Genomic DNA, 21823 nt, shown 5'->3' on the forward strand with positions numbered 1-21823 from the left:
GGGCCGTCCAACCTCCCCGCGCCGGCCGGCCGAAAATCCCCGCGCCCGGAAGACAACCCGAAACACCGTCCGGCACGTTCATCAGCTGTGAGTAGGACACCACGATCGCGGCCCAGCAGGCCGCCACGGCTGACAGGGACGGCACGGACACCATGGCGGGGACGGCGGGATGAGGGATGGCACACCGGACTTCGAGGAGTTCGTCTCCGCCTGCGGCCCGAAGATGTTGCGGGTGGCCTGGCTGTTGACCGGCGACCCGCACCAGGCGGAGGATCTGCTGCAGACCGCGCTCGCCAAGGTCTGGCCCAAATGGGACCGGATCTCCATCGACCGGCCCGAGGCCTACCTGCGGAAGGTACTGGTCAACTGCAACGTCTCCTGGTGGCGCCGCCGCTGGACCGGCGAACTGCCGCACGGCGAACTGCCGGAGCCGCCGCCGGCGAGCGCGGACCCGTACGAAGGGGTGGTGCTCGGAGAGGTGGTCGCCCAGGCCGTCCGCGCCCTGCCGCCGCGCCAACGGGCCGTGGTGGTGCTGCGCTTCTTCGAGGACCTCGGCGTCGAGGAGACCGCCGAGGTCCTGGGCTGCAGCACCGGCACGGTCAAGAGCCAGACGCACCGCGCGCTCGCCGCGCTGCGCGGCCGGCTGCCGGCCCGGGAACTGCTGCTGGCGGGGGGACCTCGTGATCGGTACTGACCTGCTGGACCCGGACGACCCGAGGCCGGACGGCGGTGAGGGCGAGGAACTGCGGATCCTGCTCCACCAGGCCGTACCGGAGCTCGCCACGCCCGAGGACCGGATGGAACGGGTGCGCGCCCGCGCCATCGGCACCCGGCGCCGACGGCGGGCCGCCGGGCTCGGGGCCGGACTGACCGCCGGGCTGGTCGCCGCGGCGCTCGCCGCCGCGCCCGCGATCGCGCCCACGCCGGAGCACGGGGTGGCGGCGGCGCCGGGGACGGCTGCGGGACCGGGGGTGATCGGACCGGCCGAAACAGTGCCGGGCGGGGAACCGCCCGCTCCGACTGCCGGCGCCAGCCCGGCACCGACCACGGTGCCGATGCCCGGATCGCAGGTCCACTTCTCGTCGTACCCGAGCCTGGTGCTCGACCTGCCGAGGGGCTGGTACAGCCAGAGCATCTTCAACGGCGACCCCCGGAACGGCATCGGCTACCTGGCCACCGGGCCGATCAGTCCCGCGCCCCCCTGCCGGACGGCGGGCATCGCCTGCCCGTCGGACAGTCTGCTGCCCGTCGGCGGCGCCCTCCTCACCCTCCGGCTGGTGGACCAACCGGACCTGGTCGGGAAGTTCACCACCGAATCAGCCCTGACCTCCGACGTCACGCTCGACAAGGAATGCCTCACGCTCGGCGGCACCCGCGAGCTCATCGGCCATCGGGCCGTCGCCCGGACCGGCACGCTGGTGCTGATCCAGCTGACGGCCTGCCTGCGGGAGCCGTCGTACCTGACGATCCAGCAGGTACAGCAGATACTGGACTCGATCCGGACCACCGAGGGGAGCACCCCCTCCTCGCCCACGACCCGCTGAGGACCGTCCGGGCCGAGACACGGCGGTGCGGGCCCGGCGACCGTGCCGGGCCCGCACCGGGTGGGTCAGTACCGCAGGACGGCCGCGATGTGGCCGCGGGCGTCGAGTTCGCCGGTGGGGACGAACTGCACCTTGGCGCCGGTGTCGAGGGCGCGCTCCACGATCTCGTCGACCATGTCCTCGCGGACGTCGGGCTCACCGGCCGCCGCCGGGACGAGGTGGTTGTCGGTCACCCGGACGGGCTGCCAGTAGTCCTCCTCCACCGCGACCACCGCGGCCCGGCCCTCGGCGACGGTCTGCCAGACCTCGTCGATCCCGGCGGCCAGGCCCTTCACGCCCTGGGCCTGGTCGAGGCGCTCGTGCAACTCGGTGACGGCCTTGCTGCCCTGCTCGGCGACCGTGGACCGGACGGCCTCGGCCACCGCGGCGGCGGCGGCGTGGCCGAGGCCGCCGTGCGAGACCTGGGCGGTGGCCCGCTTGGCGGCGGTGCCGACCTCGTCGAGCAGGGAGATCGCGGCGGCCTCGCCGAGCACGTACAGCGGGCGGTTGTCGGCCTCCAGCACGGCGGCCAGCGCGGTGTCGGCCGAACGCAGGAAGCGGCGGGTCTCCTCGTCGCGGAAGGTGCTCGGTACGTCCCCGATCCGCTCCTTGCGCTCGACGTCCCAGTCCGGCGGGACCTGGTCGAGCGGGAAGGCGGCACCCGTGTGCTCGGCCAGGTGCGGCCCGCTGCCGCTGAACAGGGCGACCCGGTCGGCGGCGACGGTCAGCACCCAGTAGGGCGCACCGGCGGTGTAGGCGGAGACCAGGTTGCGGGTCAGGAAGGTTTCGGACAGCACGACCCGGGAGGGCACCGGGCGCGGCAGGGACCACACCTGGTGCTCGCCGGGGGCGGCGAAGATCACCAGGCCGTCCTCGGCGTGCACGAGGTCGACCTCGGTGAGCGCGCGGTCCAGCTGCTCGACGACGTCCAGCCGGTCGGCCCGGCTGACCGCCTCGTCGGCGTGCAGCCGGTTCTTCGCCTCGGCGACGAGGTTGCGCAGGCGGACCGGGTCCTGGGTGTTGTCGGGCTCGCTGCGGTGGGTGGGCAGCAGAACGGAGACGGCCGGGTAGCGCCGGGGGCGGCGCAGCTCGGCGAGGACGGCTGGAGTGAGTTCGGCTGCGTGCATCGGGTGCCCTTCGTGTCGCGGTGGGGGGTCCTGGTCGATGAGACCGACGTCGATGAGACCGAAAGTGTGGTGATTCAACCGATTTGCCGGAATCATTCCCGACCCCTCCCCATCCCACCGCCGTCCCACGCCTCCCGCCACCGGAAAAGGCCCGGGGCCCGACCGCCCGTCCGACGCCCGCGGCCCCGGCCGCACGGCCACGGACGAGGGAATCCACCACCGTCCTCGTAACCCGCCCGGCGGATCGTCGTTGGACCCGCCATGAAGAAGCGCAGCATGCTCGCCGTCGCCTCGCTCGCCGTGGGTTTCGTGGCCTCGCTCACCGCGCCGAGTGCGCACGCCAGTGCCGTCGGGGGGCAGGACGGACTGTCCGGGTCGCTGACCAGTGCGCCGGACGCGTTGCCGGGGGAGGTCGGGGACGCGGGCGGCGTGCTCGGGGAGGCGACCGGGTACGTGACGGGCTCGGCCGACGGACTGGTCGGTGTCACCCCCGCCTAGCTCGCGGCAACGCGGCGGTACGACGGTGCCGCGGTGCCGCGTCAGGGCATCGGGGCGCCGAGGTCCTGGGTCCAGTAGGTGCCGGCGGGGCCGGTGGCCAGGCCGACGCCGACGTCCTTGAAGCCGCAGTCCAGCATGTTGGTCTGGTGGATGCCGCCGTCCATCCAGTGGGCGACCACCGCGGCGGGGGACGTCGGACCCCGGTCGAGGTTCTCGCCCCACTGGGACCAGCGGTAGCCGACGGCCGTCAGCCGGGCGTCGGTGCGGACGCCGTCCGGGTTGACGTGGTCGAAGAAGCCACGCGCGACCATGTCGTCGGCGTGCTTCTGGGCGGCCGCGTGCAGCCGGGGGTCGATCCGCAGGGGGGCGCAGCCCACCTTGCCGCGTTCGGCGTTGACGAGGTCGACGAGTTGGCGCTCCGAGGTGGGCGGCGGCGGGGCCACCGACCGGGTGGCGGTGGGTGACGGCGTGGCCGTCGGCGTGTCGCTGGGGGTCGGCGTGGGCGTGGCCGCCAGGGTGACCGGGGCGGCGGCCGGGGTCGCGGGGGGCACCGGGGCGGCGGGAGCGGCGGCCGGGGTGGTGGGTTCGGGGGTCGCCTCCCTCGGGGTGTCGGTGGGGTGCGACCAGACCAGGGCGAGGGTGGTGACGGTCACCACCGCCACCGCACCGCTCGCCAGGACGGCCTTGCGCGCGGCCGTCCCGGCCCAGCCCGCATGGGTGCTCGCGGCGGTCGGGGCGGCGGTGGCGGCGGTGGCCGCGGTGTGCTGGAAGTGCAGCAGCGCGGGCGAGCCGAGCGGGATCGGCACCAGGGCGAGGCCGGCCAGCAGTCCTTCGGCGGGGAAGAGGTCGCGGCCGAGGCGGTCGCAGGTGGCGCAGCCGCGGATGTGGCGGGCGATGCGCTTGCGCCACACGGAGTTGGGGGTGCCGTCGAAACCGGTGGTGACGTCGGCGAGTTCGGGGCAGCGGGGGTAGGCGCCGAGGGCGCGGACGACGATCCGGCCGGCTTCGAGCTGCTTCTTCATCCGCTGCACGCGGACGGCGGTGTGCTGCGGGGTCAGGTCGAGGGCGTCGGCCAGTTCGGCGCGGGTGAGTTCGCCGCTGGCCTCCAGCCACCAGAGGGCGAGGAGTTCGCGGTCGTCGGGGTCGAGCCAGCGGGTGGCCTCGGCGACTTCCCGGCGCTGGCCGGAGAGGCCGAGGCGCAGGACGGTGAGGTCGGTGAAGTCGGCCCTGGGGTCGGCGAGTTCCCAGGTCTCGTCGAGGCCGCCGACGGTGGGCTGCTGCTGGCCGGCGGCGTGGCGGCGACGGATCTGGTTCATCGTGATGGCGACCAGCCAGGAGCGGAAGGACTCCGGCTCGCGCAGCCCGTCCAGGCCGTCCAGGGCGCGGATCATGGTCTCCTGGGCGACGTCGTCGACGTCGGCGTGACCGTCCAGGGCGCGCCCGGCGACGTTGTAGACGAGCGGCAGCCAGGCGGCGACCAGCGCCTCCTGGGCCTGCCGGTCGCCCGCCTGGGCCGCGCGTACCAGGGTGGTCCCGGTCCTGTTCTGCACGTCAGCGTTCATGGTCCGCACTCCGTCTTGCCGTGTTCCGTTCGCCGCTGCCTCCTCGGAGACCTGTGGTGAGTGATCAGATAACAACAATTTGCGCGGAATCGGAAAACGGACCCTGCCGGAGGGCCGGTCAGGCCGGGGCGGCGAAGACCTGGGTCCACCAGGGGCCGCCGGAACCGGTCCGCACACCGACCCCGAGCTGCTTGAACGCGCAGTTCAGGATGTTCGCACGGTGGCCGGGGCTGTTCATCCAGGAATCCATCACCGCGGCCGGGTCCTTCTGGCCGCGGGCGATGTTCTCGCCCCAGGTGCTCCAGCGGTAGCCGGTCACCTCGATGCGGTGGTCGGCGTGGTCGCCGTCGGGGCTGGCGTGGTCGAAATAGTTGCGGTCCGCCATGTCGTCGCTGTGCGACTGGGCGGCGCCGGCCAGCCGGGGCTCGGCGCTGACCGGGCCGCAGCCGGCCTTGGCGCGTTCGACGTTGACCAGGTCGACGACCTGCTGGGCGGAGGAGGGCGCGGCGCCGCCGCCGACCGGGGTGGGCGCCGAGACGTTCGTGGGGGCGGGGGCGCCGGTGCGCTGCGCGGCGGCCGGGGTGCCGGTGGGCCTGGCGGGAGCGGGAGCGGTCACGGGCGTGCTCGGGCTCGGCTTCCCGGTGGCCGTCGGGGTCGGCGTCGGGGTCGGCGGAGCCGTCGGGGACGCCGGGGCGGCGGGGGTGGTCGCGGCGGCAGTGGTCGGGGCCGGTGCCGGGTCGGTGGTGGCCGGGGTGGCCGGCGGCGCGGCGGCGTCGGGGGCCGCTCCCCCGGCGCCGGGGACCTGGATGCCGTCGTGGGTGCCGGCCTCGGCGGCTATCAGGGCGGCGTCCGCCGCCAGCGCCTGGCCGGTGGTGTCCCGGTCGGCCTGCTTGCCGCCGTAGGCCGCGTAGCCGGCGCCGACCAGGGCGGCGAGCAGTCCGGTGCCGGCCACGGCGGCGGCGACGGCGGCGACCGGGCCGACCGGGCCGCGCCGGCGGCCCCGGCGGCCCCGGCCTCCGGGGCGTTCCGTGTGCCGCTGGGCGGCCCGGCGCGCGGCGCGGCCGCCGGGTCGGCCGGAGGCTCCGCTCCGTGCACCGCTCTCGGCACCGATCGCCGGGAGGATGGTCGTCCTGTCGTCGCTGTTCACGTGCCCACGCTTTCTGTCCGGGTCGGCGGGTCGGGTGCCGACACCTGGGAGACCGCCCGGCGGCGCGCCGATAACAGAAAGTCCGAACGAATGTCCGGCGGCAGGGTCGCGGGTACGGCCGCGGCCGCACCCGGGGCACGCCCTCAGGCCGCCCGGAGGCGGGTCACGGGGTGTCCGGGGCCATGTCGTAGGTGACGAACATGGTCCGGGTGGCGACCTGGTCGTACTTGCTGCGGGCGCGGTGGTTGTCGTCGGCGGTGATCCAGCGGACGGTGTTCCAGCCGCGCTCGGCGGCGATCGCCCGCAGCCGGGCCAGCAACTGGTCCACCGCGCCGCCGCCGCGCACCTCGGGCGCGACGAACAGGTCGTCGAGGAATCCTCCGACCGCGCCGTGCAAGGGGCGGGAGAACGGGCGGTAGTGGGCGAGTCCGACCGGCGTGCCGTCGCCGTCGCGGACCAGCAGGCACTCCAGTTCGTGGTCCGGGTCGTGGAGCCAGGACCAGACCAGTTCGGCCTTCTCCTCCGGCATCGGCAGCCGGTAGAACGCGCAGTAGCCGCGGAAGAGTTCGCGCCAGGCCGGGTAGTCGGCGCGCTCCGGCGCGCCGACGCTCCAGCGGGTCGTGCTGGTCAACTCGGTCTCCCTCGATCGGGCGGGCCCCGGGATCGCCGGGCCGCGGTGTGGCGCCAGCATGACGGGCCGTCGGCTCCGCGCCGAGCTCCACCACGGCCAAGACCGGCCGCCCGCGCACTCCACTCCGGCGTGGTAGGGGCGCACCGCCCGCCGTGCGCCGGCCGGCCGGGTGGCCGATCCTGGACGCCCGGCCACGCATCACCCGAGGAGCGCCATGCGGCTGCGGCACCTGGCCCAGACGTCCCGCGCCGTCGCCGCCGAGCCCGGACGGCGGGCCAAGACGGCGCTGCTCGCGGACTGCCTGCGCGCACTGGGACCGGCCGAGGCCCCGGCGGCCGTGGGCCTGCTGTCGGGCGAGTCGCAGCGGCTGCGCACCGGCGTCGGCCCGGCGGGCCTGCGCGATCTGCCGCCGCCCGCCGCCGAGGCCTCGCTCGGCGTCCGGGAGACCGAACGGGAGCTGAAGCGGATCGCCGGGGTGCACGGGCCCGGCGCGCAGGCCGAGCGGCGGCGGCGGCTGGCCGGGCTGTTCGCCCGGGCGACCGAGGTCGAGCAGGCGTTCCTGCGCGCGGTGCTGGTCGGCGAGCTGCGCCAGGGCGCGCTGGACGCGCTGGTCGGCGACGCCGTCGCCCAGGCGGCCGGGGTGCCCGCGGCGGCGGTGCGCCGGGCGCTGATGTTCCGCGGCTCCGCCCGGGCGGTGGCGGAGGCGGCGCTGACCGACGGGGCGCCCGCGCTGGCCGCGTTCCGGCTGGAGGTGGGCCGGGCGGTGCGGCCGATGCTGGCCGCCTCCGCGCCCGACGTGGCCTCGGCGCTGGAACGCACCGGCCCGGCCGCGCTGGAGTGGAAGCTGGACGGCGTCCGGGTGCAGGTGCACCGGGACGGCGCGGAGGTCGCGGTGTTCACCCGCGGCCTGGACGACATCACCGCGCGCGTCCCCGAGGTGGCCGAGGCGGCGCTCGCGCTGCCGCTGCGCTCGGCGGTGCTGGACGGCGAGGCGATCGCGCTCGGGCCCGACGGGCGGCCGCGCCCGTTCCAGGAGACCGCCGCGCGCGCCGCCTCCCGGCGGGATCCGGAGCGGCTGCGCACCGAAGTCCCGCTCAGCGCCTTCTTCTTCGACCTGCTGCACCGGGACGGCGAGGACCTGGTGGACCACCCCGGCCGGGAGCGGTGGGCGGCGCTGGACGAGGCGGTGCCGGAGGGCCTGCGGGTGCCCCGCACCGAGACCGGGGACGGCGAGCGGGCACTGGCGTTCTTCCGCGAGACCCTGGCCCGCGGTCACGAGGGCGTCCTGGTCAAGGACCCGGCGGTCGGGTACGCGGCCGGGCGCCGCGGCGCCGGCTGGATCAAGGTGAAGCCCCGGCACACCCTGGACCTGGTGGTGCTGGCCGCCGAGTGGGGCAGCGGCCGGCGGCGCGGGTTCCTCAGCAATCTGCACCTGGGCGCCCGGGCGGCGGGCGAGCCCGGGCTGGGCCCGTGGGTGATGCTCGGCAAGACCTTCAAGGGCCTCACCGACGAGACGCTCGCCTGGCAGACCGCCGAACTCCTCGCCCGCGAGAGCGGCCGGGACGACTGGACGGTGCGGGTCCGGCCGGAACTGGTCGTCGAGATCGCCTTCGACGGTCTCCAGCGCAGCCCCCGCTACCCGGCGGGGCTGGCCCTGCGGTTCGCCCGGGTGGTGCGCTACCGGCCGGACAAGGGCGCGGCCGAGGCCGACACCGTCGCCACCGTCCGGGAGATTGCCGCCGCCGAGGGGCTGTGAGCCGCCCTTTGGCGGAGTAACGTCAATTTCAAACCCCCTTCGCGGCGGCACTGGACCGGCTCCGAACCGAATCGGCCATTCTGGACGATCCCCGCATCGCCCCTCCGTGGACGCGAGGGTGGCGGTTAGGTTGGCAATGACAACGAGAGGCGGCCGCCGGACGCCCGGGGCCGCACTGGCGAGAGGTGCTCGACCATGAAGGTGAGCGTCGACCGGGACCGCTGCTGCAGCTCCGGGATGTGCGTCCTGAACGCTCCGGAGATCTTCGACCAGGACGAGCAGGACAGTCTGGTGGTCCTCCGTCAGACCGAGTTCAAGCCCCCGCAGTTCGCCGTGCTGAGGCTCGCGGCCGAGCTCTGCCCGGGCGGCGCGATCACCGTCACCGAGGAGGACTCCGCCGAGGACGCCGGCTGACGCCCCCACCGGCTCCCGGCGGTCCCCCGCCCGCCCCGACCCCGGCCACCGTGACGACCGCCGCTCCCGGCCGCCGTCCCGCGAACCGTCGGCCCCGGCGCCACCCCACCCACCCGAGGACATTGCGACGCAAGGAGACCCCACCTTGACGAGCACACCCACCGCCCGGACCTTCCCGATGCCCGCCCCGCGCGACGCGGGCTGTCCGTTCAGCCCGCCGCCCGCCTACACCGAGGCCGCCGCGACGGCGCCCATCACCCGCGCCGCCCTGCCCGACGGCGAGTCCTGCTGGCTGGCCACCGGCTACGCCGAGGTCCGCACCATCCTGTCCGACCGCCGGTTCAGCGCGGACGCCCGCCACCCGGGGTTCCCGATGCTGGTGCCCGGCCGCCGGGAGGCCCTCCTCGCCAACCCGAGCTTCCTGCGGCTCGACGACCCCGAGCACGCCCGGCAGCGCCGGATGGTCACCGGCGACTTCCTGGTCAAGCGGGTCGAGGCGATGCGCCCCGGCATCCAGCAGATCGTCGACGAGGCGCTCGACCGGATGACCGACGGCCGGACCGAGGCCGACCTGGTCGCCGACTTCGCGCTGCCCGTCCCCTCGCTGGTGATCTGCCTGCTGCTCGGCGTCCCGTACGAGGACCGGGACCACTTCCAGGGCCTCAGCCGGACCCTGCTCAACAAGCACAGCTCGGCCGAGGAGGTCCAGGCCGCCTCGGACGAACTGCGCGAGTACCTGGGCGGCCTGGCCGCCCGCAAGCGGGAGGAGCCGGGCGACGACATACTCAGCCGGCTCGCCGTCCGGGACGACCTCACGCCGGACGAGGTCGCCACGACCGGCATCCTGCTGCTGATAGCCGGGCACGAGACGACCGCGAACATGATCTCGCTCTCCACCGCCCTGCTCCTCGACCAGCCCGAGCAGATCGCCAGGCTGGCCGACCCGGCCGCGCTGCCCGGCGCCGTCGAGGAACTGCTGCGCCACCTCACGATCGTGGACCACGGACTGCCCCGGGTCGCATTGGAGGACGTCGAACTGGGCGGCACCGTGATCAGGGCCGGGGAGGGCGTGATCGCGCTGATCTCCACCGCCAACCAGGACGAGGAGATGTTCGGCGGCGCCGACCTGCGGCCGACCGACCAGCTCGACCTCGGCCGGGACGCCCGGCGGCACATGGCCTTCGGCTTCGGCGTGCACCAGTGCCTCGGGCAGCCGCTCGCCCGCGCCGAGCTCCAGATCGCCCTGGCCACCCTGTTCCGGCGGCTGCCCGGCCTGCGACCGGCGGCCACCGGGGAGGGCCGGAAGTTCCGCTCGGAGGCGTTCATCTACGGAATGCGGTCGCTGCCCGTCACCTGGTGACGGCCGTCGGACGGAGGGCGGGGCCGACCGGCGGCCGGACAGGGTCCAGGGCGTGTTTCATCATTCGCGTCGGATCAGCGCGCGGCGGGAATGATGAAACACGCCCTAGGCCGTTCGGCTGGCCCCGGGGCCGGGGCGGGGGCAGGCTGGGGGGTGAGAGACAGACCCCCGGCCCTGCCGCACCCCGGCTCGGAGCGCGCCCGGACCGGCCGAGGAGACGGAGCCCGCCATGACCGACATGAGCGAACGGGCCGAGATGAGCACGGACCGTGACGAGGACGTCCGCGCCGCGGATCCCGAAGAGGGCATCACCTCGATGCAGAACCTGCACGCGCAGGACACCTCCCAGGCGGAGGGCGAGCCCACCCTGGAGGAGTCCGGTCCGGACCGCTGAACAGCTGTGAGCACCCGACCGCCCGGTGGGACCGGGCGGTCTTCGCGACCGCAGGTGTCGCTGCCCCGACAGCGACTCACCGGCGGGGGAGGATAGGCGCATGACCGAACACGATCAAAACGGCAGGCAGGCCCGACCGCCCGTCGACCCGCGCACGTCGTGGGCGACCTGGACCACGCAGTCGATCATCAGCGGCCCCGGCGGGGTCACCACCACCGAGATCGGCCCCATCTCCGGGGACCTCACCGTGCACACCACCTGGGTGGACGGCGAGGCCCGGCTCACCGTCCAGTACACCGGCGCGCTGGACTGGTACACGGTGACCGGCAGCCCCGTCCCGGCGACCGACGAGACCACCGCCCGGGCGATACACCAGGCGATGGTGAACGGCGTCAAGGCCGGCCGGGGCGCGGCCGCCCCGGCTCCGCCGGACAGGGCCTAGAACATCAGTCCCCCGGGACGACCTCGCCCCGTACCGCCGGCGCCGCGGCGGCCCAGTAGGCGCGGTCAACCGGGGGACGCGCACGCAGGTCCGCGCGGACCTCGCCGGCCAGCCGGCGGGTGTCGCGCCGGTTGACGGTGGCACCGATGCCGGCGCCGACCAGCAGCGGGGTGAGCGACGGCAGGCGGCGCAGCGAGCTGCGGGTGAGCCGGCGGCTGAGCTGCTGGCGCACCTCCGCCCCGAGCGCCAGGGCGGCGAACCCGGCCGGTCGGGACAGCAGCCTCGCGTCGATGCCCCGGCGGTTGGCCCAGGCGGCCAGGTAGGCCCCGGCCCGCTGGGTGACACTGCCCGGCGCCCGGGCGCCGTAGACCTCGTGCAGTTCGGCGATCAGCTTGATCTCCACGGCCGCGACGGCGAGCGTCTCGGCCGCGATCTCCACCGGCATCGCGGGCGGCACCGGCAGCATCGCCGCCGCGCCCACGCCGGCGCCGAGCGCGCCGGAGGCCCGGGCCGCGCCGGTGACCAGCAGGTCGGCCAGCGCCTCGGGGTCGGCCGCACCGGGGTGCTGGGCGCGCAGCGTGGCGAGGTCGCGCACCGGGATCCGCGGCGCGGCCTGCACCAGCTGCTCGGTGAGGGCGCGACCGCCGAACGCGGCACCCTTGGCGGCGACCCGGCCGCCCCGGCCGAGCAGGTGGGCCACGTTCGCCACCAAGGCCCGACCGCGGCCGCGGCCGGCCCGGTACTCGGCGATCCGCCACTCGCCCTCGGGCTGCTCGGCCTGCTCGACCAGTTCGGCGAGCTCGCCGGCCAGGCCGGCGTCGGGCACGGGGGCGGGAGCGGGCTCGGGAACAGGCCTGGAACGTCCGGGTTTACGGAAGACTGCCATAGATGTCCGGTACCCCCTCCGCTCCCGGGGTACGCCCTACCCGGTGATCTCGACCCCGCGCCAGAACGCCACCCGGCCGCGGATCTCCTCGGCCTCCGGCTTCGGGTCGGCGTAGTACCAGGCCGCGTCGGGGTTGGTCCGCCCGTCCACTTCCAGCGTGTGGTAACCGGCGGTGCCCTTCCAGCCGCAGACGGTGGTGGTGTCGGACGGACGCAGGAACTCGGTCCGGACGGATTCGACCGGAAAGTAGTGGTTGCCCTCGACGACGATGGTCTCGTCGCTCTCGGCGACGACGGTGCCCTGCCAGCGCGCTGTGGTCATGCGGCCGATTCTGCCCCAGGGGCGGACGGCACCCGGGTGGTTCGCGGAAATCGTCGGCGGACGCCGGACGGTCAGGGCATCAGCCGGGGCGGCGGTCAGGGCAGCGGCTCGGCGTGGACCGGCAGGTGCGGGGACTGGTGGCCCCCGCTGGCGAGCATCCGGACCTCGCCGGCGTCGCTGATCTCGGCGCGGACGATGCCGCTGGCGTCCTCGTACACCGGGTGTCCGCCCGGGCCCGTCGCGCTGGTGCGGACGACCACGACGACGTCCTGCGGGGCCTGGGTGCCGGGGGTGCCGGGGAAGGTGAGCACGTAACGGTTCGCGGGGGTCATCTCCATCTCCTGTCCCGATTGTCCCGATCTCCTGGTCCCGATGCGCGGCCGCGGTCGGCGGACCCCGCCGGACGGCGGTCGGCCTACGCGGTGGCCTCGGCGGCCCGGGCGGGCGCGCCGCGGACCTCCAGCTCGGTGAGCAGCCGGGCGGTGGCCTCGGCGACCGCGTCCACGGCCCGGTCGAAGGCCTCGCGGTTGTGCGCCGCCGGGGCGCGGAACCCGGACACCTTGCGGACGTACTGGAGCGCGGCGGCGCGGAAGTCGTCCTCATCGGCGTCGAGCGTCACCGGCGGGCGCAACGTCTTGATGTTGCGGCACATGCACCCAGTCTCGCGCGTGGACGCCGTACTGGCGACCCCCTCCCGTCACACGCACCTCACGGCGGCGTCATCCGGCCGGATTAGGATGCCGGACGAACGAATCCCCCCGTCCCGCCGCGTCTCCCCGTCCGCGGGCGTCACCCCGGAGTCACCCCCTTGCCTCTCGCGCTGCTCGCGCTGGCCGTCACCGCGTTCGCCATCGGCACCACCGAATTCGCCGCCATGGGGCTGCTCCCCCAGGTCGCCGACGACCTGCACGTCTCCATCCCGCAGGCCGGCTGGCTGATCTCCGCGTACGCGCTGGGCGTGGTCATCGGCGCCCCGCTGCTCACCGCGCTGGCCTCCGGCCGGCCGCGCAAGGCGGTGCTGGTGGCGCTCGCCGGGCTGTTCGCCACCGGCAACCTGCTGTGCGCGCTGGCACCGGACTTCTGGACGCTGGCCGCCGCCCGGCTGATCACCGGACTGCCGCACGGCGCGTTCTTCGGGGCCGGCGCGGTGGCCGCGGCCGAACTGGTGGCCCCCCACCGCCGGGCCCGGGCGGTGGCCGTGATGTTCTCCGGGCTGACCATCGCCAACATCGTCGGCGTGCCGGCCGCCACACTGCTCGGCCAGCACCTGGGCTGGCGGGCGACCATGCTGGTGGTCGTCCTGATCGCCGCCGCCGGGACGCTCGCCATCGCCCGGCTGGTGCCGTCGCTGCCCTCCCCCGGGCAGGCCGGGCTCCGGCACGAGCTGCGGGCCTTCCGCGACGGGCAGCTGTGGCTGGCGCTGGCCACCGTGGTGTTCGGCTGCGGCGGCTTCTTCGCCTGCTACAGCTACATCGCGCCGCTGCTCACCGAGGTCTCCGGGTACGCCACCGGCTCGGTGACGCTGGTGCTGGCGCTGTTCGGGGTGGGGATGACGATCGGCAACGTGATCGGCGGGTTCGCGGCCGACCGGGCGCTGCGCCCGACGGTCTGCGCCGCCTTCGTGCTGCTGGCCGCCACCCTGGCGCTGTTCGCGGTGACCTCGCACGCCCGCTGGTCGGCCGCCGTCACGGTGGTGCTGATCGGGCTGTTCGGCTTCGCGATCGTGCCGGCGGTGCAGACGCTGGTCCTGCAGAAGGCGCGCAGCGCGCCGACGCTGGCCTCGGCGACGGTGCAGGGCGCGTTCAACCTGGCCAACGCGCAGGGCGCCTACTTCGGCGGGCTGGCCCTGGACGCCGGGTTCGGCTGGACGGCGCCGACGCTGGTGGGCGCCGTCCTGGCCGCCTCGGGCGCGCTGATCGCGGTGCTCGCCTGGGCGGCCGACCGGCGCCGGCCCGTGCCCGCCGCACCGGAGCCGGCCGCGACGGCACCGGCCGCGGCGGCACCGGCCGCGGCGGCACCGGTCGCGGCGGCACCGGTCGGCGTCCAAGGTTAGGCCTGCGGCTGGGCGAGGGGTTCGAGCTCGCGGTGGGCGGCGGCCAGCAGCAGGTAGCCCTCCCCGTTGGCCTTGATGCCGGCCTTCTCGTCCTCGGTCAGCTCGCGGCGGACCTTGGCCGGGACCCCGGCGACCAGCGAGCCGGGCGGCACCCGCATGCCCTGCGGCACCACCGCGCCCGCCGCGACCAGCGAACCGGCGCCGATCCGGGCGCCGTTGAGCACGGTGGCGTTCATCCCGACCAGGGTGTCGTCCTCGACCACGCAGCCGTGCAGCACCGCGTTGTGCCCGACCGAGATCCGCTCGCCGACCACCAGCGGGAAGCCCGGGTCGGCGTGCAGGGTGCAGTTGTCCTGGATGTTGCTGTCCCGGCCCACGGTGATGGACTCGGCGTCACCGCGCAGCACCGCCCCGTACCAGACGCCCGCGCCGGGGCCGATCGTCACGTCCCCGACCACGACGGCGTTCGGCGCGAGGAAGGCGCCCGGGTCGACGGTGGGCGCCTTGCCCCCGACTGCGGCGATCAGCGGCTCTGCCATGTCTCGTCCTCCTGGTGACGGTCGGCCGTTCCTGTCGCCGGACAGCGTAGGGGGCGGTCCGATCCGCGGCACCCGCCCTACCCCTGCCCGCCGCACACGCCGGCGTTCACCGCCCGCTGCCAGGCGGCGAGGGCCGCGGCCGGATCCGGCGTGTCGTAGAAGGTCGTGCTGTTGGCGAACTGGCGCTTCCCGTCGAGCGAGCCGAGCATCATCGTGCTGTAGCCGGGGATCCCGCCGGCGTGGCCCCAGAACGCACCGCACGGGGTGTCCACCCGCTGGAGGCCGAGCCCGTAGGCCTGGCCCCCGCCGTGGGCGGTGGTCTTCTGCATCTCGGCGAGTTCGGCGGGGCGCAGCAGCCGGCCGCCGAGCAGGGCGCGGATGAACGTCGTCAGGTCCGCGGTGGTGGAGATGCCCGCGCCGGAGGGGCCGGCCATGGAGGGGTTGAGCGCGGTGACGTCGGCCGGGCCGCTGTCGAGCTTGAGGTAGGCGTGGGCGTGCGGGCCGGGGATGTCCGGGGAGTAGAGCGGCATCGAGGTGCCCGTCAGGCCGAGCGGGCGGATGATCCGGCGTTCCACCTCCTCGTTCCAGCCGTGGCCGGTGAGGCGTTCGATGATCAGCGCGACCAGGGCGTAGTTGGTGTTGGAGTACTGCCAGTCCTGGCCGGGGCGGAAGGCGGGCGGGTACTTGTCGGCGAGGTCCACCTGGTCCTGCGGGCTGTAGGACGTGTAGCGGCCGGTGTCGAGCCAGTTCTGGTCGTAGGAGTTGAAGGCCGGGTCCTGGGTGTAGTCGGCGACGCCGCTGGTGTGGTTGAGGAGTTCGCGGACGGTGATGTCCGCGCTGTTCGGCACCGCGCCGGGCAGCAGGCTCTCCAGGCGGTCGTCCAGTCCCAGTCGTCCCTCGCCGACGAGTTGGAGCAGCACGGTGGCCACGAAGGTCTTGGTGGTGCTGCCGATCCGGAAGCGGCCCGCGGGGTCGGCGGGGGCGTCGGCACCGAGCCGGGCGACGCCGGCGGCGGAGCGGTGGACGAGCCGGCCGTTCTCCCGCACGGCGGCGAGGGAGGAGGTGGCGACGTTCCTCGCGGTCAGGTCGGCGAGTGCCGTGTCGAGGGCCGTCCAGTCGGCGCTGCGGTCGGTGGCGCTCACCGGGCGGGCCGCGTCCTGGGCGGCGGCGGCCGGGGCGAGCGCGGCGATCAGGCCCGCGCCCGCGAGGGCCGCGACGGCGGCGCGCAGGGCCGGCCCACGTCGGCGGCGCCGGGTGGTGGTGGCTGGGTCGGTGGTCATGACGTCCTCCGCGGTCCGGCTGGCAGGGCTGTCAACCTCCGCCGCTGCCCTGGTCTTTGACACCATGGCAGGGCGACTGCGGGACGGTCGTCAGCCTCCGGGGCGGAGCGTCTGCTACCTGGGGAGGGGGGTGACCCTGACGGGTTCCCGGAGCCGCGCCCCCGAGCCGGGTCGGGGGCGCGGCGGGCCGGTGCGGGTCAGGAGGCCGGCGCCTTGGTGCGCAGGATCTCGATGAACGCGCGCAGCCACGCCGGGTGGTCGGGCCAGGCGCGGGCCGAGACGACCACGCCGTCCACCACCGCCTCGCCGTCGACGAATTCGGCGCCCGCCGCCTTCACGTCCGGCGCCAGCGCCGGGTAGGCGGAGCTGCGGCGGCCGGACAGCACCCCGGCGGCGGCGGTGATCAGCGGGCCGTGGCAGATCTGTGCGACCGGCTTGTCGCCGGCGAAGAAGTGCTGGACGATCCGCTGCACCTCCGGGTCGTTGCGCAGGTACTCGGGGGCGCGGCCGCCGGGGATGACCAGCGCGACGTAGTCGGCCGGGTCGACGTCGGCGAAGGCGAGGTCGGCGGGCCAGGTGTAGCCGGGCTTCTCGGTGTAGGTGTCGTACCCGTCGACGAAGTCGTGGACGACGAACTGGAGCCGCTTCCTGGTCGGGGCGGCGATGTCGACCTGGTAGCCCTCCTCGCGCAGCCGCTGGTACGGGTAGAACACCTCCAGCGACTCGGCGGCGTCCCCGGTGACGAGCAGGATCTTCGATGTCATCGCCGACATCCCTCCACATGGTCGAGCGTCCGACACGGCGTGGGCCCCGGCCGGTGGCCACCGGCCGCGGGCCCGGACCAACCTCCCGCACCGGCCGTGCCGTTGGCAACAGGGCGCACCGGGCGTACTGCGGCGCGTCACCGGGCGTACGCGCCTGCCGAGGGTCGTGCGCGCCGGGTCACCGCCCGGCTGCGGGCCGCGGCTGCCCGCGTCCTAGACTCCTGCTGCCCGCCACGACCGCACACCGGAGGAGCCCATGCCGGACCGCATCACCCACCTCGTCCTGCCCGGCTACCAGAACTCGGGCCCGGAGCACTGGCAGACCCGCTGGGAGGCCGCCGAACCGGACGCCTTCCGCCGGGTCCAGCAAGCGGACTGGGACCACCCCGACCAGAACGACTGGATCGCCCGGGTGGACGCGGCGGTGGCCGAGGCCGCCGCCGACGGGCCGGTGGTGCTGGTCGCCCACAGCCTCGGCTGCGTCACGGTGGCCCGCTGGGTGGCCACCGCTCGCGCCGGGCGGACCGCCGCGGTGCGCGGCGCGCTGCTGGTCGCCCCCGCGGACATCGACACCGCCGAAGTCCCGCAGCTGACCGGCTTCCGCCCGGTGGCCCTGGCTCCGTTCCCGTTCCCGGCCGTGGTCGTCGCCAGCACCGACGACCCGTGGGCCAGCCCCGAGCGGGCCCGGCTGTTCGCCGACGCGTGGGGCGCCCGGTACGTCGAGCCGGGCGCGTACGGACACCTCAACTCGGACTCCGGGCTGGGCGACTGGCCGGAGGGCCGCAAGCTGCTCGCAGAGCTGTGACGCATCGGACGGGGGGACGATGAGGAACCGGATGCCGAAGGCCAGGCGCGTCCTGGTCCGGCTGCTGCTGGCGGGCGGGGCGGCGGCCGTGCTGCTCTACACCGAGGGGCAGTGGGAGAGCCGCTCGGGCGGGCTGATGCTGGTCGCCGACCTGCTCAACCGGCCCGAGTTGCTGCTCGGTGCGGCGCTGGCCGCGCTGATCGCCGCCGCCTGGCTGGGCGATCGGCGCACCGCCGTACGGACGGCCACCCGGGCGGTCACGGTGACGGCCGGAGTGGTCTTCCTGCTCGGCGTGCTGGCCGCGCACAAGGTCTCGGCGGCCGAGACGCGCAGCCGGGAGACCGCCCCGGCCCGCCCGGAGCTGGCCCTGGTCGTGGTGCACCGCTCGTACGCGACCGCGCCGAAGGACAACGACGACTGGCAGGTCCTGCTGGAGGTCGGTGCGGGCTGGTCCGGGCGGCGCTGGTCGCTGGCCCAGATCGGCCGGGCACCGGACGACGCCCGGCTGGTGGAGGCGAGTTGGACCGGCCGGGACCAGATCACCGTGGTGACCGACTCCTACCGGCGGGTCTTCAACCTGGACCAGGACACCGGCGAGCCGGTCGAGGCACGGTAGCGTCCGCGCCACGGCAGCCCCACCGCGTGGGCGAACCGCCTGAGTACGGGTACCCGGGCGGGGCCGGGCGGCTCACTGGTCCTGGTTGTCGCCGGGGTCGGCCGGCGCGGAGGGGGCGAACGGGGTGGACTGCCCGGCCTGCCCGGACTGCGGGGACGGCGCGGAGCGGCCGACCGGGCTGTTCGGGTTGAGCGGGCCGACCGGAGCGCCCGAGTTGCCCGCAGCGCCCGTGCTGCCCGGGGTGCTCAGGGTGCCGGGGCTGCTCGGGTTTCCGGGGCTGCTCGGGCGCTGCTTGCCCGAGCCGCTCCCGCAGGTGCCGGTCGGCGAGCCGCTGGGGGTGGCGCAGTTCGGGTCGCGCTTGGGCGGGTCCGGGATGTAGACCGTCGGGAATTCCTTCTCCGGCATGTTCCGGACGGCGTCGCTCATCGCCTGCTCCCAGATCGGGCCCGGGCCGGTCGCGCCGAAGACCTCCTGCTGGTAGTGGCCGCCGATCCGGATGTTCTTCATCGGCACCTTGGTGCCCGGGCTGCCCAGCCAGACCGAGCCGGCCAGGTTGCCGGTGTAGCCGGTGAACCAGGCCGACTTCTTCTCGTCCGTCGTCCCGGTCTTGGCCGCGATCTGCCGGCGGTCGTCCAGCCTGAGCTCCTTGGCGGTGCCCTTCTCCGTCACCCCGAGCAGCACGCTGTTGATCACGTCGGCGGTGTCCGTGGACATCGCCTCGGTGCACTTGGCCGGGCTCACCGGGACGTCCTTGCCGTCCACCGTGGAGATCTTGTTGATCGCCAGCGGCGCGCAGTAGGTGCCGCGGGCGGCGAAGCTCGCGTACACGTTCGCCATCGTCAACGGGCTCACCTCCTGGGTGCCGAGGCCGAGGGCGGGCAGTTCCTGCAGCGGGTCTCCGCCGGCCTTGCCGGTGACGCCCAGCTTGTTGGCCATCTGCTTGACCGCGCAGAGGCCGATCTCCTGCTCCATCTGCACGAAGTAGGTGTTCACCGAGAGGGCCATCGCCTCCTTGAGCTCGTACGGGCCGACCTCGCGCGCGCTCTCGTTCGGGATGCTGCCCTCCTTCTTGCCCTTGTTCAGGTTCTTCCAGGTGCCGTCGCAGGTCTTCATCGTCGGCCAGTCCATGCGGTTGGGCGAGTCGTACCGCTGGGTGGGCGGCAGGCCGGCCTCCAGGGCGGCGGCGGCCACGATCGGCTTGAAGTTGGAGCCGGGCTGGAAGCCGATGCCGCCGCCCATCGCCGCGTCCACGTTGTAGTTGACGACGGTCTGGTTCTTCTCCTTCGCCAGACCGTAGGGGCGGGTCTGCGCCATCGCCAGGATCTTGCCGGTGCCGGGCTCGACCATCGTCATCGCCGCCGAGACCGGGTCGGTGACGTACACCTGCTCGGAGACGGCCTTCTGGGCGGCGGCCTGCTTCTCCGGATCCAGCGTGGTGTAGATGTTGAGGCCGCCGGTGTCCCACAGCTTCTTGCGCTCGGCCGCGCTCTTGCCGAACACCGGGTCCTGCTTGACCACGTGGCGCACGTAGTCGCAGAAGAAGCCCATGCCGGCCTGGGCGGTGATGCAGCCGTTCTGCGGGTCCTGGTACTTCAGGCCCAACGGTGCGGCCTTGGCCTCCTTGGCCTGGTCCGCGGTGATGTGCTTGTTCTCGACCATCTTGTCGATCACGGTGTCCCGGCGCTTCTGCGCGGCCACCGGGTGCAGCTTCGGGTCGTACTGGGACGGGTTCTGCACCAGCCCGGCCAGCATGGCCGCCTCGGGGAGGGCGAGGTCCTTCGCGTCCTTGCCGAAGTAGCGCTGGGCGGCCGCCTGTATGCCGTACGCCTGATGGCCGTAGAAGGTGATGTTCAGGTAGTTGGTGAGGATCTGATCCTTCGTCAGATCCTCCTCCAGCTTGATGGCGTACCGGAGTTCCTGGATCTTGCGGCCGAGCGTCTTGCGCTGCGCCTCCAGGACGGCCACCGGGTCGTCGCCGGCCTTCTCCACGTTGACGTTCTTCACGTACTGCTGGGTCAGCGTCGACGCGCCCTGGACGGCGGCGCCGCTCTCCGCGTTCTTGGTGATCGCCCGCAGGATGCCCTTGAGGTCGACGGCGCCGTGCTCGTAGAAGCGGGCGTCCTCGATGTCCACCTGCGCCTGGCGCATCAGCGGTGACATCTGCTCGGCGGGTATCACCGTGCGGTCCCGCTCGTAGACCTTGGCGATCAGGCCGCCCTTGGCGTCGAAGACCTGGGTGGCCTGCGACAGTGCCGGCGCCTTGAAGTCGTCGGGGATGCTCTCGAAGCCCTCGGCGCTGCTCTTGGCCCCCAGCCCGACGGCGCCCGCCGCGGGAAGGATGAGGCCGGCCAGCAGGACACCGCCGAGAGTGCAGCAGCCGAGGAACGTGACCGTGTGACCCAGGAATCCGATCGGGGTCTCACGGCGCCGCGGGCGCGGCACCCAGGTGTCGCCCGCGTCCGGGGCAGGTATGCGGCTCTTCGGTGACATAACTGGAACACTACGGCCGCGAATACCGTGCCAGGGCAGGGTGTTGGCGAAGCTTTGTCACAAATCCGCCACAGATTCGGCTCATTCCAGCTGGTCGGACGGGTGCCCGGGTTCGGACAAGGACCGTTCGCCTACGGCCTGTTGCTCCCGCCCGGCCGCCGCGCTCCGGCTACCGGAGGGTCAGGATGCGCGGGCCGTCCTCGGTGACGGCGACGGTGTGCTCGATGTGCGCGGCGCGGCTGCCGTCCGTGGTGCGCAGCGTCCAACCGTCCGGGTCCGTGCGGTAGTCGCCCCGGCCGCCCGCCGTCAGCATCGGCTCCAGCGCCAGCACCAGGCCGGGGCGCAGCGGGTAACCCCGGCCCGGGCGCCCCTCGTTGGGCACGTGCGGGTCCTCGTGCATGCTGCGCCCGATGCCGTGCCCGCCGAAGCCTTCGAGCAGACCGTAGCGCCCCGCGCGGGCGACCTTGCCGATGGCGTGCGCGATGTCGCCGATCCGGTTGCCGACCACGGCGGCGGCGATCCCGGCCTCCAGGGCGCGCCGGGTGGTGTCGATCAGTGCCGCGTCCTCGGGCCGGGCGGCGCCGACGGTGAAGCTGACGGCGGAGTCCCCGGCCCAGCCGTCCAGGAGGGCACCGCAGTCGATGCTCACCAGGTCGCCGTCGCGCAGCCGGTAGCCGCCCGGGATGCCGTGCACGACGGCGTCGTTCACCGAGGCGCAGATGACGGCCGGGAACGGCACGGGCGCGAAGGACGGCCGGTAGCCGAGGAACGGCGAGGTGGCCCCGGCCGCCCGCAGCACGCCGTGCGCCACCTCGTCCAGCTCCAGCAGGCTGACGCCCTCGGCCGCCGCGTCCTGTACGGCGGCCAGCGCGTCCGCCACCACCCGCCCGGCTTCGCGCATCGCGTCCAGGGCGGCGTCCGACTTGATTTCGACCATGGTGAGCCGTCTCCCCTCGATCCAATTCTTATACCGGTATTTGTATCACGGTCGGAGCGGGAGGCCGCGCGGCCGGACGGGAGCACCGAGGCGGGGCACACGGCATGACCCCGGCGAGGAGGGCCTAGTGCTGCTCCGCGCAAGTTCGTGGAGGGGTCAGGTCGCCGGGCTGTCGAGGTAGAGGCCGCAGGCGCAGTCCAGGCATTCTTCGGGGGCGC

24 protein-coding genes are annotated in these 21823 nt (G+C 74.4%); 11 read left to right on the forward strand and 13 right to left on the reverse strand.

The window, feature by feature from the left end; genetic code table 11:
- Nucleotides 1-169 precede the first annotated feature (169 nt).
- Together ACIQVZ_RS18860 and ACIQVZ_RS18865 are read left to right on the forward strand one after the other, a co-directional pair.
- Nucleotides 170-694, forward strand: a complete 525-nt coding sequence (locus tag ACIQVZ_RS18860) for a SigE family RNA polymerase sigma factor (RefSeq protein ID WP_402451249.1) — start codon at nt 170-172, stop codon at nt 692-694.
- Nucleotides 681-1544, forward strand: coding sequence for a hypothetical protein (locus tag ACIQVZ_RS18865; RefSeq protein WP_402451252.1), 864 nt, complete (start codon nt 681-683; stop codon nt 1542-1544). Before ACIQVZ_RS18860 ends, ACIQVZ_RS18865 begins: the two co-directional genes overlap by 14 nt.
- A gap of 65 nt (nt 1545-1609) precedes the next feature.
- Here ACIQVZ_RS18865 and ACIQVZ_RS18870 read toward each other — a convergent pair whose 3' ends face one another.
- A complete protein-coding gene (locus ACIQVZ_RS18870; RefSeq protein ID WP_402451254.1) occupies nt 1610-2710 on the reverse strand; it encodes a chemotaxis protein in 1101 nt (366 codons plus the stop codon).
- A gap of 261 nt (nt 2711-2971) precedes the next feature.
- Between ACIQVZ_RS18870 and ACIQVZ_RS18875 the strand changes: the two genes are divergently transcribed.
- Nucleotides 2972-3208 carry a hypothetical protein gene (locus ACIQVZ_RS18875; RefSeq protein WP_350886036.1) on the forward strand — a complete coding sequence of 79 codons (237 nt, stop codon included), beginning with the start codon at nt 2972-2974 and terminating at the stop codon, nt 3206-3208.
- A gap of 41 nt (nt 3209-3249) precedes the next feature.
- Here the strand turns inward: ACIQVZ_RS18875 and ACIQVZ_RS18880 are convergent, their stop codons facing one another.
- The 3 genes from ACIQVZ_RS18880 to ACIQVZ_RS18890 all read right to left on the reverse strand — a co-directional run bounded on the left by ACIQVZ_RS18880 (nt 3250) and on the right by ACIQVZ_RS18890 (nt 6548).
- A complete protein-coding gene (locus tag ACIQVZ_RS18880; protein WP_402451257.1) occupies nt 3250-4770 on the reverse strand; it encodes a sigma-70 family RNA polymerase sigma factor in 1521 nt (506 codons plus the stop codon).
- Between the two features lie 118 nt (nt 4771-4888).
- A complete protein-coding gene (locus tag ACIQVZ_RS18885) occupies nt 4889-5917 on the reverse strand; it encodes a CAP domain-containing protein (RefSeq protein WP_402451259.1) in 1029 nt (342 codons plus the stop codon).
- A 163-nt stretch (nt 5918-6080) separates the two neighbouring features.
- Complete coding sequence (locus ACIQVZ_RS18890) at nt 6081-6548, reverse strand: GNAT family N-acetyltransferase (protein WP_350886030.1); 468 nt, start codon at nt 6546-6548, stop codon at nt 6081-6083.
- A gap of 214 nt (nt 6549-6762) precedes the next feature.
- Between ACIQVZ_RS18890 and ACIQVZ_RS18895 the strand changes: the two genes are divergently transcribed.
- From ACIQVZ_RS18895 to ACIQVZ_RS18915, 5 genes are all read left to right on the forward strand, one after another.
- Entirely contained in the window at nt 6763-8304 is a 1542-nt protein-coding gene (locus tag ACIQVZ_RS18895) for an ATP-dependent DNA ligase (protein WP_402451262.1), read from the forward strand.
- A gap of 195 nt (nt 8305-8499) precedes the next feature.
- Complete coding sequence (locus ACIQVZ_RS18900; RefSeq protein WP_363587319.1) at nt 8500-8718, forward strand: ferredoxin; 219 nt, start codon at nt 8500-8502, stop codon at nt 8716-8718.
- 145 nt (nt 8719-8863) lie between these two features.
- Nucleotides 8864-10078, forward strand: coding sequence for a cytochrome P450 (locus ACIQVZ_RS18905; protein ID WP_402451265.1), 1215 nt, complete (start codon nt 8864-8866; stop codon nt 10076-10078).
- Between the two features lie 229 nt (nt 10079-10307).
- On the forward strand, nt 10308-10472 hold the full coding sequence (locus ACIQVZ_RS18910; RefSeq protein WP_159398310.1) for a hypothetical protein: 165 nt from the start codon (nt 10308-10310) through the stop codon (nt 10470-10472).
- A gap of 100 nt (nt 10473-10572) precedes the next feature.
- Nucleotides 10573-10914 (forward strand): hypothetical protein, encoded by a 342-nt coding sequence (locus ACIQVZ_RS18915; protein ID WP_350886024.1) that lies wholly within the window; start codon nt 10573-10575, stop codon nt 10912-10914.
- A gap of 4 nt (nt 10915-10918) precedes the next feature.
- On the opposite strand, the gene ACIQVZ_RS18920 is transcribed toward ACIQVZ_RS18915, so the two are convergent.
- From ACIQVZ_RS18920 to ACIQVZ_RS18935, 4 genes are all read right to left on the reverse strand, one after another.
- Complete coding sequence (locus tag ACIQVZ_RS18920; RefSeq protein WP_350886022.1) at nt 10919-11740, reverse strand: hypothetical protein; 822 nt, start codon at nt 11738-11740, stop codon at nt 10919-10921.
- Nucleotides 11741-11836: 96 nt separating this feature from the next.
- Nucleotides 11837-12121, reverse strand: coding sequence for a DUF427 domain-containing protein (locus ACIQVZ_RS18925; RefSeq protein WP_402451269.1), 285 nt, complete (start codon nt 12119-12121; stop codon nt 11837-11839).
- Between the two features lie 95 nt (nt 12122-12216).
- Nucleotides 12217-12453, reverse strand: coding sequence for a DUF6296 family protein (locus ACIQVZ_RS18930; protein WP_350886018.1), 237 nt, complete (start codon nt 12451-12453; stop codon nt 12217-12219).
- Nucleotides 12454-12536: 83 nt separating this feature from the next.
- The gene (locus ACIQVZ_RS18935; protein ID WP_350886016.1) at nt 12537-12773 is read right to left on the reverse strand and encodes a DUF2277 domain-containing protein; all 237 of its coding nucleotides are present in this window, start codon (nt 12771-12773) and stop codon (nt 12537-12539) included.
- Nucleotides 12774-12929: 156 nt separating this feature from the next.
- On the opposite strand from ACIQVZ_RS18935, the gene ACIQVZ_RS18940 reads away from it, so the two are divergent.
- A complete protein-coding gene (locus tag ACIQVZ_RS18940; RefSeq protein ID WP_402451272.1) occupies nt 12930-14174 on the forward strand; it encodes an MFS transporter in 1245 nt (414 codons plus the stop codon).
- Here ACIQVZ_RS18940 and ACIQVZ_RS18945 read toward each other — a convergent pair.
- The 3 genes from ACIQVZ_RS18945 to ACIQVZ_RS18955 form a co-directional block, all read right to left on the reverse strand.
- Entirely contained in the window at nt 14171-14713 is a 543-nt protein-coding gene (locus tag ACIQVZ_RS18945; RefSeq protein WP_350886013.1) for a gamma carbonic anhydrase family protein, read from the reverse strand. The two genes, ACIQVZ_RS18940 and ACIQVZ_RS18945, sit on opposite strands and share 4 nt — an antisense overlap.
- 77 nt (nt 14714-14790) lie before the next feature.
- A complete protein-coding gene (locus ACIQVZ_RS18950; protein ID WP_350886011.1) occupies nt 14791-15993 on the reverse strand; it encodes a serine hydrolase domain-containing protein in 1203 nt (400 codons plus the stop codon).
- 197 nt (nt 15994-16190) lie between these two features.
- A complete protein-coding gene (locus ACIQVZ_RS18955) occupies nt 16191-16757 on the reverse strand; it encodes a DJ-1/PfpI family protein (RefSeq protein WP_350886009.1) in 567 nt (188 codons plus the stop codon).
- 256 nt (nt 16758-17013) lie between these two features.
- Here ACIQVZ_RS18955 and ACIQVZ_RS18960 point away from each other — a divergent pair, with 256 nt between their 5' ends.
- On the forward strand, nt 17014-17562 hold the full coding sequence (locus tag ACIQVZ_RS18960; RefSeq protein WP_402451276.1) for an RBBP9/YdeN family alpha/beta hydrolase: 549 nt from the start codon (nt 17014-17016) through the stop codon (nt 17560-17562).
- A 31-nt stretch (nt 17563-17593) separates the two neighbouring features.
- Nucleotides 17594-18178: a hypothetical protein gene (locus tag ACIQVZ_RS18965; RefSeq protein ID WP_350886005.1), complete on the forward strand. Its 585-nt coding sequence runs from the start codon at nt 17594-17596 to the stop codon at nt 18176-18178.
- Between the two features lie 72 nt (nt 18179-18250).
- Here the strand turns inward: ACIQVZ_RS18965 and ACIQVZ_RS18970 are convergent, their stop codons facing one another.
- Both ACIQVZ_RS18970 and map read right to left on the reverse strand, forming a co-directional pair.
- On the reverse strand, nt 18251-20668 hold the full coding sequence (locus ACIQVZ_RS18970) for a transglycosylase domain-containing protein (protein WP_402451278.1): 2418 nt from the start codon (nt 20666-20668) through the stop codon (nt 18251-18253).
- Between the two features lie 169 nt (nt 20669-20837).
- Nucleotides 20838-21605 carry a type I methionyl aminopeptidase gene (gene map / locus ACIQVZ_RS18975; protein ID WP_402451281.1) on the reverse strand — a complete coding sequence of 256 codons (768 nt, stop codon included), beginning with the start codon at nt 21603-21605 and terminating at the stop codon, nt 20838-20840.
- Between the last annotated feature and the right edge of the window lie 218 nt (nt 21606-21823).

It is taken from the genome of Kitasatospora sp. NPDC098663 (assembly GCF_044760075.1).
Lineage (GTDB): Bacteria > Actinomycetota > Actinomycetes > Streptomycetales > Streptomycetaceae > Kitasatospora.

Excerpts from the sequence above, each read along its gene's own strand:
- ACIQVZ_RS18910 (WP_159398310.1), top strand. The coding sequence starts at position 10,308 with ATGACCGACATGAGCGAACGGGCCGAGATGAGCACGGACCGTGACGAG.
- ACIQVZ_RS18965 (WP_350886005.1), top strand. The coding sequence starts at position 17,594 with ATGCCGAAGGCCAGGCGCGTCCTGGTCCGGCTGCTGCTGGCGGGCGGG.
- ACIQVZ_RS18955 (WP_350886009.1), bottom strand. The coding sequence starts at position 16,757 with ATGACATCGAAGATCCTGCTCGTCACCGGGGACGCCGCCGAGTCGCTG.
- ACIQVZ_RS18925 (WP_402451269.1), bottom strand. The coding sequence starts at position 12,121 with ATGACCACAGCGCGCTGGCAGGGCACCGTCGTCGCCGAGAGCGACGAG.
- ACIQVZ_RS18895 (WP_402451262.1), top strand. The coding sequence starts at position 6,763 with ATGCGGCTGCGGCACCTGGCCCAGACGTCCCGCGCCGTCGCCGCCGAG.
- ACIQVZ_RS18860 (WP_402451249.1), top strand. The coding sequence starts at position 170 with ATGAGGGATGGCACACCGGACTTCGAGGAGTTCGTCTCCGCCTGCGGC.
- ACIQVZ_RS18930 (WP_350886018.1), bottom strand. The coding sequence starts at position 12,453 with ATGACCCCCGCGAACCGTTACGTGCTCACCTTCCCCGGCACCCCCGGC.
- ACIQVZ_RS18875 (WP_350886036.1), top strand. The coding sequence starts at position 2,972 with ATGAAGAAGCGCAGCATGCTCGCCGTCGCCTCGCTCGCCGTGGGTTTC.
- ACIQVZ_RS18945 (WP_350886013.1), bottom strand. The coding sequence starts at position 14,713 with ATGGCAGAGCCGCTGATCGCCGCAGTCGGGGGCAAGGCGCCCACCGTC.
- ACIQVZ_RS18960 (WP_402451276.1), top strand. The coding sequence starts at position 17,014 with ATGCCGGACCGCATCACCCACCTCGTCCTGCCCGGCTACCAGAACTCG.
- ACIQVZ_RS18900 (WP_363587319.1), top strand. The coding sequence starts at position 8,500 with ATGAAGGTGAGCGTCGACCGGGACCGCTGCTGCAGCTCCGGGATGTGC.
- ACIQVZ_RS18950 (WP_350886011.1), bottom strand. The coding sequence starts at position 15,993 with ATGACCACCGACCCAGCCACCACCACCCGGCGCCGCCGACGTGGGCCG.
- ACIQVZ_RS18935 (WP_350886016.1), bottom strand. The coding sequence starts at position 12,773 with ATGTGCCGCAACATCAAGACGTTGCGCCCGCCGGTGACGCTCGACGCC.
- ACIQVZ_RS18970 (WP_402451278.1), bottom strand. The coding sequence starts at position 20,668 with ATGTCACCGAAGAGCCGCATACCTGCCCCGGACGCGGGCGACACCTGG.
- ACIQVZ_RS18915 (WP_350886024.1), top strand. The coding sequence starts at position 10,573 with ATGACCGAACACGATCAAAACGGCAGGCAGGCCCGACCGCCCGTCGAC.
- ACIQVZ_RS18870 (WP_402451254.1), bottom strand. The coding sequence starts at position 2,710 with ATGCACGCAGCCGAACTCACTCCAGCCGTCCTCGCCGAGCTGCGCCGC.
- map (WP_402451281.1), bottom strand. The coding sequence starts at position 21,605 with ATGGTCGAAATCAAGTCGGACGCCGCCCTGGACGCGATGCGCGAAGCC.
- ACIQVZ_RS18880 (WP_402451257.1), bottom strand. The coding sequence starts at position 4,770 with ATGAACGCTGACGTGCAGAACAGGACCGGGACCACCCTGGTACGCGCG.